Source organism: Nostoc sp. (assembly GCF_036919555.1).
Classification (GTDB): Bacteria; Cyanobacteriota; Cyanobacteriia; order Cyanobacteriales; family Nostocaceae; genus Nostoc.
Window position 1 is genome coordinate 24,590 of record NZ_JBALCS010000087.1, and the last position, 20,550, is coordinate 45,139.

Consider the following 20,550-nt stretch of genomic DNA (forward strand, 5'->3'; position numbering starts at 1 on the left):
TGTGGAATCAGTACTACAGATAAATAATCATACAATATATTGAGATGCATATATTAGGGAATGACAACCCCAGCTTATTGGGATGCAGGAGATGAAGGGCTGGTGTCAATTCTTGTAAGATGTAATTCTTCCCCAAAAAAAAATCAAACCCTACTAGCCTAAAAAGAGAAAGAAGCTGAAAACTCATGGCAGACCAAATGCAGTGGGCAAACGCCCTATCAACCCGTCATTCTTTGGAAGCCGCCGTTACAGATGTGGTGGAACGAGCTGTGTCATCCTTAACAGCACCTGCGGATCTAGGACTGGTATTCATTTCGTCTGCTTTTACGAGTGAGTATTCCCGACTGTTACCTTTGTTAGCTGAGAAACTTTCTGTGCCAGTGCTAATTGGCTGTAGTGGTGGAGGTGTGATTGGGACGACAGTTAGTGGAGAAACCCAAGAACTAGAAGCTGAACCAGCTATCAGCTTGACTTTGGCACACCTTCCAGGAGTGAAGATTCAAGTGTTTCATATTCTTGCTGAAGAATTACCTGACTTAGACAGTTCACCAGATGCTTGGCTGGATTTGATCGGTGTGCCACCATCACCGACACCCCAGTTTATCTTGCTGTCTAGTTCTTTCGCCTCTGGAATCAATGATTTGTTGCAGGGGCTGGATTTTGCTTATCCAGGATCGGTGATCGTGGGGGGACAGGCTAGTGGTGGGGGTATGGGTGGTCGTGTTGCCCTTTTTTGTAACAATACTGACGGTGAGGAACGCCAAAGCCTGTATCGTGAGGGCACTGTTGGTATAGCTTTGACTGGCAATATTGTTTTGGAAACGATTGTCGCCCAAGGATGCCGGCCGATTGGCAAACCATTGCAAGTCACAAAAGCCGATCGCAATATTATTCTGGAGTTAGATGAGAAAGTACCTCTGATGGTGTTGCGAGATTTGATTGCTAGTCTGGGCGAAGAAGAACGGAATTTAGCACAGCATTCTCTGTTTGTTGGTGTGGCAATGGATGAATTTAAGCTGGCTTTGCAGCAAGGAGACTTTTTAATTCGTGGTATTCTTGGGGTCGATCCAACAGCTGGGGCGATCGCAATTGGCGATCGCGTCCGTCCTGGTCAAAGGCTGCAATTCCACCTCCGCGATGCCCAAGCCTCTGCCCAAGACCTAGAATTACTCCTCCAAAGTTATCAACATCAACGAGAATCTGAACCCTCTGCCGTAGCTGCCTTGATGTTTGCCTGTCTGGGGCGAGGTGAAAGACTGTATGGTAAACCGAATTTCGATTCTGAACTATTTCAGCGCTATCTCAACGATATTCCTGTAGGCGGCTTTTTCTGTGGCGGTGAAATCGGTCCTGTTGGTGGCAGAACCTTCTTACACGCCTACACTTCAGCATTTGGAATTTGCCGCCAAAATCAGTTATAAATTATCAAACTCACTTTTGTAAGTAGCTAGGCGGAATCTGAAAGTCCTATCTCTATCTTATATTTAATTGCAACCAGCTACTTATTCCCACAGGACAAGGACAAGATTCTAGAATTGCTGCTGCGATCGCAGCAGCAATTCCTGGACATTTACAGAGCAAATTACCACTCCGCATAGTCGCTTCTTCTAGTGAGGTTATCACAGTTGGCGATCGCGGTAATCGAATGGTAACAACTTATGATATTGCTTTTGACTGGCAGCGTAATATTTTACTCTATTGTGGACTAGAGGGCAAGGTCAAGTCTCTTGACTTAGCGACTGGAAAATCTAAAGTTTTATTGGAGCTACCCGGAAGACCAGCCATTATCCAATTAGACCTATCTCGTGATTTGACTACGTTCTGTACACATTCAATACGCGATATGTTTGAGCGTAAGCAAGAGCCTATCGTTCAAATATGAAATTATTTAGGACTTGGCTAATGTTTATTACGGGGAGAGTAATCACAAACTCAGTCTCTTGCCTGATATTAAGTTAACTGCGTAGTTTGCCGCCGTAGGCATCGCTCCACCATATTTTTCTACCATAATTTGACGAGCGATGTCTGACGACAAGCCGCTTTAGGTCTACGCTAATCCCAATCCGGTGCGTTTCCCCACAGTTTTGGTCGCCAACAGCAATACCACTTGAGTCTTTCAAAGTACAGTGTCTTTAAAGAATTACGCAAGCAATGCCTGGGTTGGGCTACACCGACGCGTCTTTTGAACTAGTTGTATTCTCAGTGTTTCTGTAGTTTGTTGCCTCTAAAGACGGCAAACACCACTCTAACGTTACGGTTCACCCTAATTGCTGAAAGTATTAATTCTTATACATTAGACAGAGTGAAGGCAATCAATCCATGAACCAACTAAAAACACAATTTAGTTAATTTAACCGTCCCAAGCAAGGTTCGGGAAACCACCCTTCATGGACTGGCTACCACTAAGCTTCAGTATATATATCAGCATAATCTGGAGTTTTAACCCCAGGAAAGCCAAACCAAAGGTATTCATGCTGAACTGGCTGATTTATTGACCCTGAAAGTTGGTTCAAAATTTAGTCCTTTATATTCTCATTCATTCATTTGTAGTTATACGGAGCCAGCACCTAAAATGGCAAAAGTAGTTGGAATTGACTTAGGAACAACGAACTCCTGCGTGGCAGTGATGGAAGGTGGTAAACCCACAGTAATTGCTAATGCTGAAGGTTTTCGGACAACGCCCTCAGTAGTAGCATTTGCCAAAAATGGCGATAACTTGGTTGGTCAAATCGCCAAACGCCAAGCGGTGATGAACACAGAAAATACGTTTTACTCAGTCAAACGCTTCATCGGACGCCGCTACGATGAAGTGAGTAATGAAGCTACGGAAGTTTCTTACAAAGTCCTCAGCAATAACGGCAATGTCAAACTAGATTGTCCAATCGCTGGTAAAGCATTTGCTCCTGAAGAAATTTCTGCAAAAGTTCTTCGCAAACTAGTTGAAGATGCCAGCAAATACTTGGGCGAAACCGTAACCCAAGCTGTAATCACCGTTCCGGCATACTTCAACGACTCCCAACGGCAAGCGACAAAAGACGCTGGTAAAATTGCAGGTATTGAAGTTCTACGGATTATCAACGAGCCGACTGCTGCTTCTCTGGCTTATGGGTTTGACAAGAAGAGTAACGAAACCATTCTCGTGTTTGACTTGGGTGGTGGTACCTTCGACGTATCCGTACTGGAAGTAGGAGATGGAGTTTTTGAAGTACTAGCTACATCTGGTGATACCCACCTCGGCGGTGACGACTTTGATAAAAAAATAGTTGACTTCTTAGCTGAGAAGTTCAAGAAAGCCGAAGGTATTGATCTGCGGAAAGACAAACAAGCCTTACAACGTCTGACTGAAGCCGCAGAAAAAGCCAAAATTGAGCTTTCTAGCGTCACTCAAACAGAAATTAACCTGCCATTTATCACTGCTACCCAGGATGGCCCCAAGCACCTGGATACAACCCTGACTCGCGCCCAGTTTGAAGAACTTTGCTCTGACTTAATCGACCGTTGTCGTGTTCCTGTGGAAAACGCCCTTCGGGATGCCAAGTTAAACAAAGGCGATATTGATGAAGTGGTGTTAGTTGGTGGTTCTACCCGCATTCCCGCAGTCCAACAGATTGTGAAGCAGGTATTGGGTAAAGACCCTAACCAAAGCGTCAACCCTGATGAAGTCGTAGCAGTTGGTGCAGCTATTCAAGCCGGGGTATTGGCTGGTGATGTAACTGGCATCTTGCTGTTAGATGTGACACCGCTATCTTTGGGTGTAGAAACATTGGGCGGCGTGATGACCAAAATTATCCCCCGCAATACGACAATTCCCACCAAAAAATCCGAAGTTTTCTCCACGGCTGTGGATGGACAAACCAACGTAGAAATTCACGTCCTCCAAGGTGAACGCGAATTCTCTAACGATAATAAGAGCTTAGGAACCTTCCGCCTCGATGGTATTCCACCTGCACCACGCGGTGTCCCTCAAATTGAAGTGGTGTTCGACATTGATGCTAACGGTATCCTTAACGTCACCGCTAAGGACAAAGGCACTGGTAAAGAACAGTCTATCAGCATCACCGGCGCTTCCACTCTGGATAAAAATGACGTTGACCGGATGGTGAGAGAAGCTGAACAAAACGCTTCATCTGACAAAGAGCGGCGTGAGAAGATTGAACGCAAAAACCAAGCGGACTCTTTGGCATACCAAGCTGAAAAGCAGCTACAAGAATTGGGTGATAAAGTTCCGGCTGCTGACAAAACCAAAGTCGAAGGTTTGGTAAAAGAACTGCGGGAAGCAGTTGCTAAAGAAGACGATGAGCAAATTAAGAAGCTGACCCCAGAATTGCAACAAGCGCTATTCGCCGTTGGTAGTAATATCTATCAACAAGCTGGTAGCGGTGGAACACCAGATGCTGAACCTCAAGATGGTGGTTCGACATCTAGCTCTAGTAGCGCCGATGATGTGATTGACGCTGATTTTACAGAGAGCAAATAATTCCCCGACTTCTTTTGGGAAGATTCTTTTGTCCCACATCATATTACCCACTCAGGCATTTGTCTGAGTGGGGATTTTTTTTATGAGTTAGGAATTGTTTATTAAAAAAGTTTACGTAAATGTGCCGAGGTCATACTTCATACCCAGTTGGAGAGTATTCATAATCCCCAACTTCTTAGAGGGGATATAGAAGAAGCGATCGCACAGACTTGACAAAAGCTGATTGCAGAATCTCACCACACAGAAATTGAGTTGTCAAGTTTCTAAACCATTGACTCTGCCTTATTTGACAACCTTTTGAGAGTTTTACTTGGGCAGAAACAAATCAAATTATTAACGATTTTACTGCAAAAGCGAGTAGGTTGGGTAGAGTGAAGCGAAACCCAACATTATATTTTCTCATAGCACGATAATCTCATGCGATCGCACTTTCCATTGCATAATTATTTTGTGCTAATCGCACTTTCGATAACCCGATAATTTTAGGCGATGCCTACGGCGGTAAACTACGCATAGTTTACTGTTAGATATTACTAACGAATTTTCTGAGCGATCGCTTAGGTAATTTTTTGATTGATAGCGATGCTGCCTATGCTACTCTAATGTGCTGAACCAAGTTTCTAAATCTGCGATCGCCTGAAAATCTAACAATGCTTCACCAAGATTTTCTAATTGTTCTAAGGAGAGAGTTTCAATTCGTTCTAGCACTGGTTGGGGTAATTCTCCCATGCGACGAGTAAGTTGACGGAGAATAAGCGATCGTTCTCCTTCTTGTCGTCCTTCTTGTCGTCCCCGTAGCTCTCCTCGTTGTTCTCCTCGTTGTTCCCCTTCTGCCAGAATTTCCTGATAAATTACTGACTCGCGCATCATACCCTCCCGAAATAATTGTCGAATCAAGTCCTTTTTATATTTTAACCCCGCTAAGATTTGAGTATAGGCGGAGATTTCTGGTCGTTGTTCTGGCTCAAGTTGATTTACTCTTGCCACAACTCTTTGCAGTAAGGCTTGGGGTTGAGTGGTTGCTGCTAGTGGTGCTAATGGTAACAAAGCTGAATCCTTGAGGAATTGTTCGGGATTTTCTTCCCACATGCAAATTACACGATATTCGTGACGGGTGGTTTCAACACTGAAGGCGGTTTCAATGACTGTTTCTGGTGTAGGGGGAAGTAATAATACGACAACTTGTGTGATTGGTCGATACAACCGATACAACCGCACCCAATAATCTAGCATCCGTAGGGGTAGAGGTGGTGTGGATTCTAGTTTGGTTTGAAATTCTAAATGGAGAATGCGTTGTTGTAGTTTTAGGAATGTGACGTAATCAGCGCGAATCGGTTCGATACTCAATTCGGTTTTGAGGACTGTGACAGCAGTTTGCGGTGTTCCTAATACCCAACTGGCAAAGGTAACGGGATGTTTTTCGGACAGGAGTTTGCACAGGTTATCAAAGGACATTAAAATAATTCGTAATATACTCTAAAATAATCTTTAAATCACCTCATCGGTTTCTATCTGCTCTTGGATCTGACTAATTTTGCCTATTTTGAATTTTCAGAACTCAAGAAATTCAATAACTTCGTTTCGCTGATCAACAGGTAATTTTTTATTTTGGCGATCGCTATTTCTAAAGTAGTCATTTTTATCGTAAAATCAAGGGTTCAATACCCCTACATCTATATGTAGCATCATTTTCAGTCTGGGTTAAATCCCCGTCTGAAATGTCTAAAATGTTTGAATTTGGAATTTGGAATTTGGAATTGTTAACATTCTCCCTTCACACTTAAGCTAATCCTATTTTAGTAGAACTCAAAACTGATAGCGATCGCACTTTTCCACTTAGGATTATTCTGAAAATATCCTAACTTCCTAACATTTGCAAGTTATGCAAAGTAGCGTAAAGCCCTCTCTGTTGCAATAGTTGATCATGACTTCCCTGTTCGATTAATTCGCCCCGCTTGAGAACAAAAATCCGGTCTACATTCCGAATCGTAGACAGGCGGTGAGCGATAATAATCGCGGTACGTCTGAGCAAAAGCTGGTTTAATGCCTCTTGAACTAAAGCTTCTGTCCCAACATCCAAACTAGCGGTAGCTTCATCTAGTACCAAAATTTGGGGATTGCGAATGGCAGCCCGCGCAAAGGCTAAAAGTTGTTTTTGACCACTAGAAATATTTGTGCCCCGTTCTCGAAGTTGAGTATTATAACCTTGCGGTAGTTCTTCTATAAACTGGGCAATGTTGGTTTGCTCTGCTGCTTGTTGAATCTGTTCAATGGTATAGCCATCTCCTAAAGAAATGTTGCTTTTTACATCGCCAGCAAACAAAAAGCCTTCTTGTAAAATTACTGCCATGTAGCGCCGCAGTTCTGCCTGTGATACCTCCCGAATATCGACACCATCTATGAGAATACGTCCTTGGGTGGGTTCGTAGAGGCGGCACAAAAGACGGATGATCGAAGTTTTACCCGCACCTGTGGGACCGACTAATGCCACTTTTTCACCAGGATGAATGGTAAAATCTAAATCTTTAATTACGTAATCATCATTTTTGTAAGCAAACCAGACGTGATCAAAGCGAATTTCTCCCAGTTCTGGTGGGGAAGTCACATCTAGGGATTCTAGATTTGCAACTATTTCGTCTATGTAGCCGAATTTAGCATCAAATATTGAGAAACGGACATTGGCGCGATCGCGGATTTCTATCGGTTCATCTAATATATCGCCGACGCGTTCAATGGCAGTGAAACCAGCTTGAATTACTGTAAATTTTTCGGCAAAATCCCGTAAAGGGTCAAATAATCGCTGGGCATACAATATAAACGCAGATAAAGTCCCAAAAGTCAAGCTTTTTTCTAACAGTAACCAACCACCCATACACAAAACAGCTGCGATCGCAATCAGACCAATCCATTCCAAGGTTGCTGAAATAAATGAATCATAAAAGATGGTTTGATCCATTTGCTGAGTGTAGCGGTTGTTCGTGGCGCGAAACAATTCGGCATTAAATTTTTCCCTGCGGAACAACTGCACTACGTTAATGCCAACCACATTTTCTTGTAGCTGTGAGTTCAGGGTAGAGAGTTCTTCCCGCCCTTTGTAATTGGCTTTGCGGTACTGTTGCTGAATGTAAACAATTAACCAGGTAACTGGTAACAACATAAATAGCAGCAAGCAAGTGAGTTGCCATTGGATGGAAAACATTAAACCCAAAATCACCAGCATTGTAAACAAATTGGACACAATGCCAATTGCCCCAGTAGAAAAGACATCGCCTAACACTTCCACATCGCTGGTGATTCTGGTAATTAACTTACCTACGGGCGTGCGGTCAAAAAAGCGTACTGCTAGAGATGTCACATGCTGGAATAAATCTTGGCGAATTGCGGCAGTGATTTGTTGCCCTAGCTTCTGTACTACATAACCCTGGTAGCCTGTCAAAATCAATCGGATAGCGATCGCAATTACCAATAATCCCTCCAGGATATTTAGCCCTTCTGACAAGGGGCGATTCCTGAGAAATTCGTAAGCACTTGGTTCATTGCGAATCAGGGAGATAACTTGGCCAATCAACAACGGTTGTACAGCATTAGCTAGCGCGATCGGTATGAGTAAACACATCGACAGCGTTAACAGTCGTCTGCTACGACGGGCATAAGGCACTAAACGCAAAAACAACCGCCAGTCATTTTCATTCCGACGATGTTCTTGCGTATAAAATTTTTTGAGAAATTGGTAGATGCTCATAGTAAGAGCATTATATTAATGTTTGTAAAAAAATACGCTTGTTTAAAGTAGCATTTGGGCTGCTACTCTGATACCATGCCTAAGATAGAAACCGCAAGACTGCAATTTAAGACCCTATACTCCTCAATACCTGGATGAACTTGCTTCCATTTTGAGCAACTCAACAGTGATGAGCGATTCTAAATCATCCCCGTTACAAAACTTAATTACGTTAACGAGTCCGCGATCGCGTCGTCACTGAGCCTGCGTTGCCCTGAGCTTTGTCCTTGGTGTGGTAACAGAGCCTTGTCGAAGTACAGCGTCTCGTAGAGAACGTCATTACGAATTACGAATTGTTATTAAAGCTTTTTCGAGGCGAACGCCTGACATAAATTTTAATCAATACCCATCAAGTAATAATTATGAAATTAATTATGGAATTGGGCGCTTTTAATAAAATTTCGTAAGACACGGAATTCATTGACTTTCCCAAAAGCGCTATTTATATTACGCGATGTGCGACTTAATATTTCGCAAAATACTAAAACCTAGTCATAGTCAATATTCTGTCAATGAGTGTTTTGTCTTGATCTAAATCGCTCATCTTTAGAATGCTTGTGAAATAAGAGTTTTGTAAAAGTCGCACACAGCGTTATATTTATAAGGGTTATGGTGAGTATCTCTCAACTTCTTTGGGCGATCGCACAAGAAGCGTCGCAAATAAACTAAATGTCAAAATCAGGATACTATCTTATGGAATCTTTCGGGATTTATACACTTGCAAATGATGTCGTTTATGATCAATTAGTGGCATTTTTGAATAGTATTGAGGTTAATTTTAGCCCAGATATTCCTGTTTGTATTATTCCCTATGATGAGAGATTAGACTTAGTTCAAAAAGAAGTCAAGTCTAGAAAAAATGTCAGTATTTTTGATAATTGGGAGGCAATACAGTCCTGGGAAGACTTTGCTCACCAAGTTTGGGGAGTTCATCCAGGTACTAGAACTTCCAAAATCTCACGTAATTGGTGGTCATCAGGTCACTTACAAAGAAAAATGTGTGTTTTTAATGGGGATTTTGATAGGTTTATATTTTGTGATGCTGACAGCCTTCTAATGAAGCCAGTTGATGATATTTTTGAAAAATTAAACGCCTACGATTTTGTGTTTGATGACTGGATACACACTAAAGAACGCACAAAAGTACCATTAAATATTCCGCTTTTAGAAAAGTCTAAGATTGTTTACGAAAAAGACATCCGTCCTAAACTTCATTGCTCTGATTTTTTCGGTTCTAAATCAGGGTTATTTCCAGAAAAAGATTTAGATTTATATAAAAAATTATTAATTGAAGATAGAGAGGTTGAATGGCTAACTACATGGTGGGATGATGCACATTTATTTAATTATTTGACATGGAAATCAAATCTGGCCTTATTTAATTTTACCCTCAGTCCTAATGGTCAAGACAGAACAGGTAACTGTGCTAACTCAGACCCTTTTGTAAATATTGATAATATCCTGTACAACCAAGATGAACTAAAACCAATTCATCGCATTCACTACATGAACTATTCTTCTATTGATTTCGCCCGTTTATGTCAAGGCGAAGATGTCAACATTTGTTACAGAGAGGAGTTTTTATACTATCGTTTTCTTAAGGAACCAGAGAAAAGGCCGCAACAGCTAAAACAGCCTAGTATTCCGACCAAAAGTAATCGATTAATTCAAAAAGTAGTGAAGAAACTTCAAATAACTCTTTCTTAAGTTTTGGGCTTTGGACAAAAACTGAAGATTTCAAAAAATTCTGGTTAATCCTAAACAAGTAATTATGGAGATAGAAACTGCTCGGCTGCAACTAAGGCACTTTTCTCTAAACGACTTTGATTACCTATTTCGCCTCTACAGCGATGCAGAAATCATGAGGTATCTGTCGCCAAGAACAAGGGAACAAACCCAGGCAATTTTAAACAAACATATCCAACAGTGGCAACAAAACAACTTTGGGATGTGGGCAGTAATACACAAAGAAACTGGTACAATGATTGGCCGTTGTGGACTTGGTTTTCTGGAAAATACACCGGAAATTGAGCTTGGCTATGTGTTTGACAAGTCCTATTGGAACATGGGATTGGCAACTGAAGCCTCTGTTGCAACTTTAAAGTTTGGATTTGGGGAAGTGAAGCTAGATCAGATAGTCGCAATCGCTCATCCAGAAAACATCGCTTCAGTGCGTGTGATTCAAAAGGTAGGGATGAAGTACCAAAAGAATGCTAGCTATTACGGCCATGATGTTGTGTATTACGCTATTTCACACACAGAATGGCAGGCGGATGATTCCCTTTACATTTTGCAATCTTAAAACTATCGAACCAACCGCCAAACATCAAAACCACTGCAAACTCAATGGATCTATAGAGAATACAGCAGTTTGCAAGTAAGTGAGGTACACAATGCAGGGGTGAAATCAGATATAAACAGTTTCCACCTCTTGCCTCCTGCCTCAAAACCCATAGCTTTATACTTCTTTATGCAAAAGAAAACTGCTGTAAATGGTTTAGGTCTTTCCTAGGAGCGTATAGCTGTGCGCTCCTCTAGGTTATTTGTATTAATTACTTCATAAATATTCTTGTAAAAATGAAACAATATCATACTTCTCTCTTTACGTCTTATATCTAAAGGTAGAAGATAAAAGTTAACTCATTTTTGGGAAACCTAACCTAAGAAGGGTTCATTCCCAAAAAACTTCATACCTATTTATCGCAGAATGCAACTGAGGTTAGATGACGCAACCTTTAAATCGAGTCAACGAGTGGGAACAACGTCGTGATCAAGCAAGCCGCTACTACCAACCAGGGAAATTCCAAGAATCTCTCGATCTTGCAACCAAGAATTTACACTTGGCTAGAGCCATTCCAGACCGAGCCAGAGAAGGTTACACATTAAACGACCTTGGTTTAGCTCACCTCAGTTGCTGGCAACCTCAAAGAGCATTAGAGCGCTTTCATCAGGCGCTTTCGGTTGCTGTTGAAATTGGCAACGTGCCAGCACAAGCAACTGCACTTAGCAATCTGGGTTCTACGTACAGCCGTCTTGGACGCTTTACCCAAGCCTTGGAATATTTTGACAAAGCACTGCCAATCTTTAGGCGATCGCAAGATACTGAAAGTGAAGTTTCTTCTCTCAATGATGTAGCGTTAATTTATACCCGCTTAGGAAAACCGAAACGGGCACTATTACTACAACACGAAATTTTGAGGATGCGGCGATTGCTAGGTGACTTTTCTGGTGAAGCAACAACGCTAAATGGCATTGGGTTTGCTTACAATGTCTTAGGCAAGTTTCAGCAAGCTCTAGAATTTTTTCAAGCAGCACTTCCAATTCAACGGGCTGTCAAGAATTTGGCTGGTGAAGCAACCACTTTGAATAATATTGCCTCAGTCTATAGTAATTTAGGAAAACCGAAACAGGCGCTATTGCTCTACTATCAAGTTCTTTTGACACGTCGAGAAATCAGCGATCGCTCTGGCGAGGCAACAACCCTTCATAACATTGGTTTTACCTACAGCACTCTGGCAGAGAATCGGCAGGCAATGAAGTTCTATAAACAAGCCATTACGATTTATCGACAACTAGACGATTGTCTCGGAGAAATTTCAACTCTGGTGAATATGGGAAACATTTACGCCACAACAAAACGCAAAAAATTGGCGCGATCGTGCTATCAAAATGCCCAAGAGTTAGCAGAACAAATCGAACATCACCCACTCCTGGAAAAAGTACAGCAATTTATAGATTCTCTATAGTTAGATGCCAGGGCTATTTCATTCTCATCTAGTCCGGCTCAGAATGAATTCTGAGCCTAATAGCGAAAGTCATCTAAAGACGACTAAGAAAAGGTTATAGTCCGTTAAAACGGACTTTAGCTATAAGAAAAGGAACTTTAGTTCTGGGCGGTTTATACAGCAGATTGCAACAAGCGCCTCTGTACAGATTAATGTCAGGACACAACATTGTTGTGCCCCTACCTGCGTACCTCATTTACCTGAAAAATGCTGTATCTAGAACGAAATAACCCTAAGTTAGATGCAGTAGGCTCAGATTCCTGACTTCTTTAAGAAGTTGGGAATTTTGTTGTTCGAGTTGAAGCTCAAAAAGTTCGCAACTTCGTTAGCGTCAGCCAGATATTGCTCAACAGGTTACGATCAATTAAGATGTAATAATTTTTTACGCCACCGCCAGGAGTCTCTTTATGTTCATTGATGAATTGTCACCTATATTCAGAGAATTTATCCAGCATCCAGTATTATTTGTGGGTGGGTTATTCTCTGGTGTGCTTCGGCTTAATCTGGCAGATGATCCAGTTAAAAGCTGGCTGGATCAACAGAGCCGCTCAAATAGTTACACCAGCACCACAACAGACGCACATAATGGCAAAGCCATTGGGCCTCAACAGATTTCGATTGACTAAATTTTGGCGCGATCGCAAATCCGGTTAATCATTTTGGTGAAGTACCTACACTGTACCGTTCGCGGTAGCGTTCCGCAGAAAAGGTCAGTGTAGGCTTACAGTGTCACTTAAGGAAATATGGAATCCCTAACCTCTCGTATGCAGGGAGTACAGTCGCCAATTATTCCAGTGGTTGGAGAACTGATTAAAAACTCTCCTGGAACAATTTCTCTAGGACAAGGTGTTGTTTATTACGACCCACCACCGGAAGCCAGAGAATTTTTAGCCAAATTTTTCGCCGAACCCGCTAATAATTTATACAAATCAGTTGCAGGAATTCCCCCGTTGCTGACAGCACTTACAGGAAAATTGCCAGCCTTCAACGGCATTGAAATTAATGGGGAAAACTGTATTGTTGTGACGGCGGGGAGCAATATGGGATTTATGAATGCCATTCTTGCGATCACTAACCCAGGCGATGAAATTATTCTGAATACGCCCTACTATTTCAACCACGAAATGGCGATCGCAATGGCTGGTTGTCGTCCGGTGTTAGTGGGGACGGATGAAAATTACCAACTGCGAAAAGAAGCGATCGCTCAAGCAATTACTCCGAAAACACGGGCTGTAGTGACAATTTCACCAAATAATCCGACTGGAGTTGTCTATTCAGAAGCGGCATTGCGCCAAGTAAATCAAATTTGTAGCGATCGGGGCATTTACCACATCAGCGATGAAGCCTATGAATACTTTACCTATAACGGGGTAAAACACGTTTCCCCTGGTGCCTTTGGGAGTAGTAGCGAGTACACTATTTCTCTCTTTAGCCTTTCCAAAGCCTACGGTTTTGCCAGTTGGCGCATTGGCTACATGGTGATTCCCAAACACTTATTTGTCGCCGTTAAAAAAGTCCAGGATACAATTTTGATTTGTCCGCCAGTCATTTCCCAATATGCAGCTTTAGGGGCATTGCAAGCAAAAGAGGAGTATTTGAAGAGTAATATAGGTGCGTTAACCCAAGTGCGGCAAGTAGTACTCGATTCCCTTAACCGTCTACAAGGTTTATGTAGCATTACACCTGCTAATGGCGCTTTCTATTTTTTCCTCAAAGTTAATACCCAGATGGATGCTTTTGAGTTAGTTAAAAGACTAATCCAGGAACATAAAGTAGCAGTCATTCCAGGTACTACTTTCGGCATGGATCATGGATGCTACCTACGCGTTGCTTATGGAGCGCTGCAAAAAGAGACGGCAAAAGAAGGTATAGAGAGATTAGTGCAAGGTTTGGAAACTATAATTAGGAGTTAAGAGTCATTCAATTTTAGATTTTACATTTTTCCTTAAATTTATCAGGGCGTTAGGCTGTATTAGCGTACCTCGTCCGCAATCCAAAATATAAAATTGAACAGATGCCAATTATTAATAAGCTAATTGAAATTGAAACTGAACCAAAAATTAATATTCATCATATCACGCCACAAATCCAAGATTTGTTGGCTTCAACATCAATTAAAAATGGACAAGTTTTAGTATTTTCTCGACACACCACAACAGCGTTAGCTATTAACGAAAATGAAGTCAGATTGTTAGAAGATATAAAAGTGTTCTTGCAAAAATTAGCACCGGAATCAGGCTGTTATTTGCATAATGACTTGCATTTAAGAGATGTCCCGGAAAATGAACCGATTAATGCTCACTCTCACTTAATGGCAATGATGCTGACCACTAGTGAGATAATTCCGATTGTGGATGGTAAATTAGCTTTGGGAACCTGGCAATCTGTGTTGTTTTTTGAGTTGGATGGCCCGCGCAAAAGAACGATATTTATCCAAATTTCTGGCGAATAATGCAACTTCAAACCTGCAATACTTCCAGAACAACCTAAATCTGAGATAATTACGAACACGACGAACAAGTGTATCTGTTGAATTTACTTACAGCAATTAAAAACCTGAAAGAATGTTTTCAAGAATAACCTTCCTTTTCACAAACCAGGACTTTCATTGTGTCAAAGGCAGACGCTATTAGTGATGAAAAATAACGATAACTTTGTATTACGTAATACTTGGTACTATGCTCTGCCTAGTAATCAGATCAAGCCAGGTATGATGATCAGCCGCATTTTCTTGGGAGAACCGGTGCTATTAATTCGTGACCAGGATGGTAAAGTGTCTGCGATGACAGACATTTGTCCTCATCGTGGTGTCCCCTTGAGTTGTGGTAGATTCGATGGGCAGGAAGTGGAATGCTGTTACCACGGTTGGCGCTTTAACTCGGCTGGGCGCTGTACTGCGATCCCGTCTCTTGTGGAAGAACAGCAGATAGATTTGAGTCGCTTCGACGTCCAATCATACACAATTCGGGAAGCCCAAGGGAATATCTGGATATATATGGTTGATGTTGATAACCCTCAACCTGCTTCTGAGATGGAGATTCCGGTAATTCCAGGATTTGATGAGCGTTCGCCCCAGTTCGTAGAGGTGATGAGATTCCCCTGTTTTATAGATCATGCAGTGGTAGGTCTGATGGACCCTGCCCATTCACCCTATGTTCATCGTGCTTGGTGGTGGCGAAATGAGCAACTGCACGAGGAAGTCAAGCAATTCGATGCTTCACCCTACGGCTTCACGATGCGACGACACCGATTGCCACCGAATGGGGGTCGATTATACTGGTTGATTGGCGGTGGTGTGCCGGAAACGGAGATTTCTTTTCGTTTACCTGGAGTCAGAATAGAAGAAACCACAATTGGCAACCATCGAGTCGTTAATTTAACAGCAGTTACACCCATTTCAGACACAGAAACTGAGGTAACTTTTGCTCTTTACTGGACACTTCCTTGGGTAGGATTTTTCAAGCCACTGCTACATCTGCTGGCGCGGACTTTCATTGGTCAAGACCGGACGGTTGTGGAAAAGCAGCAGATTGGCCTGAAATATAATCCCGTGCTGCGACTGATTAAGGACTCAGATATGCAGGCGCAGTGGTACTACCAGTTAAAGCGGGAGTATGCTCGGTCTGTCGCTGAAGGACGAGAATTTGTGAACCCTGTCATGGGTCAAATACTCCGATGGCGTGCCTAAATTAATCCAAACTAAATTCTGTAAATTCTCTTTGCCCAAACAGCATATTTCGGTCTACGGCTGAGAAAATTTTATTATTGGTGCGTTGGCGCAGCCCGCCGTAAGCATCGCCGCTATTTAAACAGCGACCAACTAACTGCGCGACATCTGCACGATTGATGCTACCAATAATGTGCGGATCTTCAGTCAAAACGCCATTACCCGTTCCTGGTTCTGACTTTAGTCCACCAGGACGGATGATTGTATAGGTGAGTCCACTGGCAATTAAGTGTTGTTCAGCTTTCTCTTTCTCAGCTAAAACTTTTCCTAGTACCGCTAAAACTTGGGGTGGCAGCATTTCCAGGACTTACACCATAGCGATCGCTATTGTTAGCAATCACCCCATCACAGGTTCCTCCCATCAGTAGTAGCGGTAGGGAGTCTGGTAAGGGTAAGATAATGCCTGCCTCGTACCCCAACAACAACGCTCCTGTGGTGTGTACACCATAACCAAAAGATGCTGCTACTTGAGGGAAAAAGTCGGGATCAGCGTTTTCGATCGCCACTCTACCACCTTCAGAGTGTCCACCTAAAATTATTCGTTGCAGGTCAAGTGTTCCAGCTAAAATACCCTCAACCTGTAAGTGTTCTAGTTTAGCTAGCAGTGCTGGCAAAGCTGAAGCAGTGGGAACAGTCCGATAAATTGTTGGTTTTCTCTTTTCAAAATCAACCCCAGGAGTGAGGCTAATTATTCCGGGTGCGATTTCCGCAATCCAATTAAAGAGAACCACCACCAATCCACGTTCAGCGAGTTTAACCGCTAACCATTGGTATTGTTGAGCATCACAGTTAAAGCCGTTGAATAAAATCACTACTGGAAAAGGTGCGTTTTCTGGATTAGCTGGCTCAATTCCGGTACTTTTTTCTAGCTGATTCTCCGGTATCTGTGCTGGATAGAGAATTTTCAGGTGAATGGTATCGTAAGGTGACTGGACGCCCTCAACTTTGGCAGCTTCAAAAAAAGCACGAACTGTCATCTGTACCTTCCTTACTATGACTTCAAGAAAATCTTCCTCTCAGTGTACAACTGTTCCTCCCAAGCAAAATCTAATGATCTAAAATAACGAAGTAACTAAGTAGAAGCAGAAGCCAGCAGTAAAGACGCGATTAGTCTCGTGTGTATAGGAGTCAGGAAAATCATTTCGCTGATTGGGGTTTTAGGTTGAATTATGTTTACCTACTGGTAATTAAAAAATATTAGTACAAGAATTACACTTAACCCAATTGCAGGAAGTATTTTAGTAGACAATTGTGCCAATCTAGCAAATAACTTTTCAATGGATTTACTTATGGCTAAAAAATCTCAAACAAATGTAGAACAATACCAAGATGTCAGATTATCTGCCACCACAAGAATCTGGGTAATTACAGTAGCCATTCTCGGAGTTTGCGTCCCACTTTCAGTCGTTACGAGAAGCGGTGCTATTCTTCCTTTAGTTGCTATTGGTGGCGCAGCTGTTGGTACAGTTGCTATTTGGCGTTCTGATGAGCAAAAATCAAAAACCAACTATTTGCAACAGCAGCAAATAGAACTATTAGAGCAAAGATTAGCGAATTTAGAAACAATTGTTAGCAGCGATGACTTGAACTTGCAAATGAAAATTAAACAGATCGAGGCCAGAGATACTTTTGGCGACTCCTCTGATGTAAGTACTACACCTAGACAACCAAAACGCAAAGGTTAAAATAATTCGTAATTCGTAATTCGTAATTCCTATACTGCAAGGGTTCTATTGATTTGGAATGGGTGGTTTATTTCCGCCGTGCTGTACTAGGTTATTTTTGTGTAGGTACTTATTGACTTAACGTTCCCGCAACATTTAAAATCCCTCTAAGATAAACTTTCCTTTACAGCTAGAACTGTTTCTACGGAAACAGTATCTCGTTCTCCATGTCCGTTAGAATTGACTGAGATGGTTGAATTCTCTATACTTCATCTGCATCAGTTAATGAAATATCTAAGTGCTATCCATCTATATTTTTCCCGCAAATATATACCAATGGCTGTGTTTTATTAGACTGCTAACATTACGGAATTTTTAATTAACTAAGGTTATAAACTTGAGTAATTGCGTTGGTATAGCTTACCGTAGGTATGCAACAGTTTCCCACAGGAATGCAGATGGATTGGATTAGCTTACTCAAAGCTCAACAAACTGACTTCCTTCAACGTGTGAAAAAACCTAAAACTTATGACTTATCTTTGCTGGAAAGTCAAGTCAAAGGTTGCCACACTGAAATTATGGGATTTTGGGGCGAGCCTTTGGCAAAACTCCAAGAGCTTTCTCGCCAACAAGCAGAAGTTCTCGCCAAAAATCCGCCGCCGACGCCGCCTGAATATCCTGAGCCTCCCGACTGGACGATACCTTTTCCTAAATACTTCCAACAGCAAGCCCAAGATTATCTTTTTCGGGAGCATATTGTTGACTGGGTAATAACTGAACGCTTAGGTAAGTTGGTAAAAAAGATATCACAAGATACCTTGCAAAACATGATTTTAGATGATGAGGGAAATTTGTGTGGCGAAAGCAAATTCTCTTATGTACTCAAAGATAATCCTCAGCTAAGTATTCAAGTTTACGTTGCTGATGGAGAAAGTTTTAATGGTATTAAGAAAGACAAAATTAGGTGGTCAGTTACTCAAGAAGATTTAAAAAATCACCAAGTATTAATTTTTCTGTGTTTGTTTTATCCATCTACAGGTAATTTAGGATACGAAAAACAAAGCATAATTACAGGTTTTTTACCTGCAAATCAAATTGAATTTCCTGAACCAAAACTCTACATCACTCCAAGTAAATTATTGTATGCGGGGGGATTGAGTTGGTATTTAGAATCACTTGTTGGCAAAAAAGACGCGTCGCCAGTAATTAATGAGAGCGCGATCGCAGATACAATACAAACTCTACCATCAGAGCATTGCCTTAAGGGTATAGTAGGTGACTGGGAATGCTGGCAGACGTTAAAAGGGCATAACAGAGGCATTAATTGCCTAGCTTTCAACTCCGGGTGTAAGAATGGCAAAGCCTTACCCATATTGGCAAGTGGTAGTCGTGGAGAAACGAAGCTCTGGGATTTAAGCAAGGGTGAATTAATAGATACATTATCAGAGTATCCTTGGGTGATATCTGGGCTGGTGGATGAAGTGAATTCCCTGGCCTTTAGTTCAGATGGACAGACTTTAGTGAGTTGCGGTGCAGATTCCACAATAAAGCTTTGGCACGTGGGCGCACTAGACTTGATAGATATTTTGCACAAACATAATGGGGTAGTGCGGTGCGCTGCGTTCACCCCAGATGGCAGAATGTTAGCGACTGGGGGAGATGATAGAAAAATTCTGTTTTGGGATTTGATGCAACGTCAGGTTGCGATCGCACTCTCTTTAGATGATACAGCAGCTCATTCCCTAGTTTTGAGCCAAGACGGGGAAACTCTGGTGACAGGTAGCTACCGCAAAATCAAAGTTTGGCATACCTCACTTTTGATGGGAGTCAAAAGTTTAAAGGACACACAACCACTGCATACCCTCATGGGTCATTCTCACATCGTTGGTTCCTTAGCAATCAGTGCAGATGGTAAACTGCTGGTGAGTGGTAGCTGGGATCAAACGATTAAAATTTGGCAATTGGAGACTGGGAAATTACTTCATACTCTTAAAGGACATAGAGATAGAGTATATGCGATCGCTTTAAGTCCCGATGGACAAATTATCGCTAGTGGTAGTGCTGATAAAACCATCAAATTATGGCATCTAGAAACCGGGGAATTGCTGGGTACTTTTACAGGTCATGGGAATATAGTCACAGCATTAGCTTTTACAGCTTCCGGTGAGATGTTGGTTAGCGGGAGTTTGGATAAGACAATTAAAATTTGGCAACGGAGTTGAAGTTAGGAGTTAGGAGTTAAAAAACTCCGTTCATCCACCTTTGATACTCGTTAATGAGTCTTTGATACTCGTTCATCCACCTTTGATACTCATTAATGAGTCTTTGATACTACTCTCTGCGCCTCTGTGCCTTTGCGTGAAACTTAACACCCTACTAACAGCGTTTCCAAGTAGGGAGTGAAATTATATACAATAGGTTATCAGTTGCCTATACTCAATGATGCCGAGTTAAAACTGACAGTTAAACAAGTTTTTAGCTATAGGACTATGAGTTAAGTAATATAGCGGTTCTCAGTTGAGTCCAATATAGACCTAACCCCCAGCCCCTTCCCTACTAGGGTTGGGGAGTAAATTTCAAAGCCTTTCTCCTAAAAGGATAGAGGAATGGAAGTGAGGTCAAAGTCTATTGCATACAAACGAGCGATCGCTTACCCACTAAGGGCGATCGCATTACTCTAGTATAATTTAGGAGTCTGAATACAGAAGTAAAACAGGCTTGATATCTGGCTTGGCTCCCTAAGCTCTGTACTTCACTTCACCAGTTGCAATCTGTTGTATAAAGCCATACAGCCACTAGCAGAAGGTCAACTCCTTGCTTTATAAGCATTCTACAGATTTTGAACCAATTTTCTGCTCTCAGTGCATAAAAACTAAAAGCCATCGTAAAGAATCATAGTACAGAGGTTCACCTAGTAAGTATCACAAAAAAGGTGCAAATTCGGGGTGTTGGTGAATCATCAAATGATTTTTCCAATAGGGAAGGAAGTTTTGATGATTACAGTTGCCGATTCATCTCCCAAATAGACCTATCCGCGAATTACCAAATCTATGCTAGTAATAGGTTTGAGTCATTATTTAGGACAGGCGATCGCTGACACTAGTCTGACGATAGAA

General features: G+C 41.8%; 15 protein-coding genes and 2 pseudogenes. 11 read left to right on the top strand and 6 right to left on the bottom strand.

The annotated features are described in order from the left end of the window. Positions 1-185 precede the first annotated feature (185 nt). Positions 186-1,421: an FIST signal transduction protein gene (locus tag V7K36_RS24105; protein ID WP_335120019.1), complete on the top strand. Its 1,236-nt coding sequence runs from the start codon at positions 186-188 to the stop codon at positions 1,419-1,421. A gap of 52 nt (positions 1,422-1,473) precedes the next feature. Here the strand turns inward: V7K36_RS24105 and V7K36_RS24110 are convergent, their stop codons facing one another. Beyond that, positions 1,474-1,623, bottom strand: coding sequence for a hypothetical protein (locus V7K36_RS24110; protein ID WP_335120021.1), 150 nt, complete (start codon positions 1,621-1,623; stop codon positions 1,474-1,476). Positions 1,624-1,955: 332 nt separating this feature from the next. Then, positions 1,956-2,120, bottom strand: a complete 165-nt coding sequence (locus V7K36_RS24115) for a hypothetical protein (protein ID WP_335120023.1) — start codon at positions 2,118-2,120, stop codon at positions 1,956-1,958. A gap of 452 nt (positions 2,121-2,572) precedes the next feature. On the opposite strand from V7K36_RS24115, the gene dnaK reads away from it, so the two are divergent. Further along, positions 2,573-4,477, top strand: a complete 1,905-nt coding sequence (gene dnaK / locus V7K36_RS24120) for a molecular chaperone DnaK (RefSeq protein WP_335120025.1) — start codon at positions 2,573-2,575, stop codon at positions 4,475-4,477. Between the two features lie 594 nt (positions 4,478-5,071). Here dnaK and V7K36_RS24125 read toward each other — a convergent pair. Together V7K36_RS24125 and V7K36_RS24130 are read right to left on the bottom strand one after the other, a co-directional pair. Next, positions 5,072-5,932 (bottom strand): Rpn family recombination-promoting nuclease/putative transposase, encoded by an 861-nt coding sequence (locus V7K36_RS24125; protein ID WP_335120027.1) that lies wholly within the window; start codon positions 5,930-5,932, stop codon positions 5,072-5,074. A gap of 403 nt (positions 5,933-6,335) precedes the next feature. Then, positions 6,336-8,219, bottom strand: a complete 1,884-nt coding sequence (locus tag V7K36_RS24130; RefSeq protein WP_335120029.1) for an ABC transporter ATP-binding protein — start codon at positions 8,217-8,219, stop codon at positions 6,336-6,338. A 732-nt stretch (positions 8,220-8,951) separates the two neighbouring features. Here V7K36_RS24130 and V7K36_RS24135 point away from each other — a divergent pair. The 7 genes from V7K36_RS24135 (at position 8,952) to V7K36_RS24165 (ending at position 15,731) form a co-directional block, all read left to right on the top strand. Beyond that, positions 8,952-9,965: an Npun_R2821/Npun_R2822 family protein gene (locus V7K36_RS24135; RefSeq protein WP_335120031.1), complete on the top strand. Its 1,014-nt coding sequence runs from the start codon at positions 8,952-8,954 to the stop codon at positions 9,963-9,965. A gap of 64 nt (positions 9,966-10,029) precedes the next feature. Beyond that, positions 10,030-10,560: a GNAT family N-acetyltransferase gene (locus V7K36_RS24140; protein ID WP_335120033.1), complete on the top strand. Its 531-nt coding sequence runs from the start codon at positions 10,030-10,032 to the stop codon at positions 10,558-10,560. A gap of 421 nt (positions 10,561-10,981) precedes the next feature. Continuing rightward, positions 10,982-12,004: a tetratricopeptide repeat protein gene (locus tag V7K36_RS24145; protein ID WP_335120035.1), complete on the top strand. Its 1,023-nt coding sequence runs from the start codon at positions 10,982-10,984 to the stop codon at positions 12,002-12,004. A 446-nt stretch (positions 12,005-12,450) separates the two neighbouring features. After that, positions 12,451-12,669, top strand: a complete 219-nt coding sequence (locus tag V7K36_RS24150; RefSeq protein ID WP_334829472.1) for a hypothetical protein — start codon at positions 12,451-12,453, stop codon at positions 12,667-12,669. A gap of 117 nt (positions 12,670-12,786) precedes the next feature. After that, positions 12,787-13,956 (top strand): pyridoxal phosphate-dependent aminotransferase, encoded by a 1,170-nt coding sequence (locus V7K36_RS24155; protein WP_335120037.1) that lies wholly within the window; start codon positions 12,787-12,789, stop codon positions 13,954-13,956. 101 nt (positions 13,957-14,057) lie between these two features. Next, positions 14,058-14,495, top strand: a complete 438-nt coding sequence (locus tag V7K36_RS24160) for a secondary thiamine-phosphate synthase enzyme YjbQ (protein ID WP_335120039.1) — start codon at positions 14,058-14,060, stop codon at positions 14,493-14,495. 183 nt (positions 14,496-14,678) lie between these two features. Continuing rightward, positions 14,679-15,731 carry an aromatic ring-hydroxylating dioxygenase subunit alpha gene (locus tag V7K36_RS24165; RefSeq protein WP_335120041.1) on the top strand — a complete coding sequence of 351 codons (1,053 nt, stop codon included), beginning with the start codon at positions 14,679-14,681 and terminating at the stop codon, positions 15,729-15,731. Between the two features lies 1 nt (position 15,732). Here V7K36_RS24165 and V7K36_RS24170 read toward each other — a convergent pair. Then, a pseudogene (locus V7K36_RS24170) lies at positions 15,733-16,065 on the bottom strand (NAD(P)H-binding protein); the annotation flags it as partial. Further along, positions 16,058-16,747: pseudogene (locus V7K36_RS24175) on the bottom strand (dienelactone hydrolase); the annotation flags it as partial. The pseudogenes V7K36_RS24175 and V7K36_RS24170, both read right to left, overlap by 8 nt. A 312-nt stretch (positions 16,748-17,059) precedes the next feature. On the opposite strand from V7K36_RS24175, the gene V7K36_RS24180 reads away from it, so the two are divergent. After that, positions 17,060-17,455 carry a hypothetical protein gene (locus V7K36_RS24180; protein ID WP_335120043.1) on the top strand — a complete coding sequence of 132 codons (396 nt, stop codon included), beginning with the start codon at positions 17,060-17,062 and terminating at the stop codon, positions 17,453-17,455. A 410-nt stretch (positions 17,456-17,865) separates the two neighbouring features. Beyond that, positions 17,866-19,656 carry a WD40 repeat domain-containing protein gene (locus tag V7K36_RS24185; protein WP_442948512.1) on the top strand — a complete coding sequence of 597 codons (1,791 nt, stop codon included), beginning with the start codon at positions 17,866-17,868 and terminating at the stop codon, positions 19,654-19,656. The last annotated feature ends 894 nt before the right edge of the window (positions 19,657-20,550 follow it).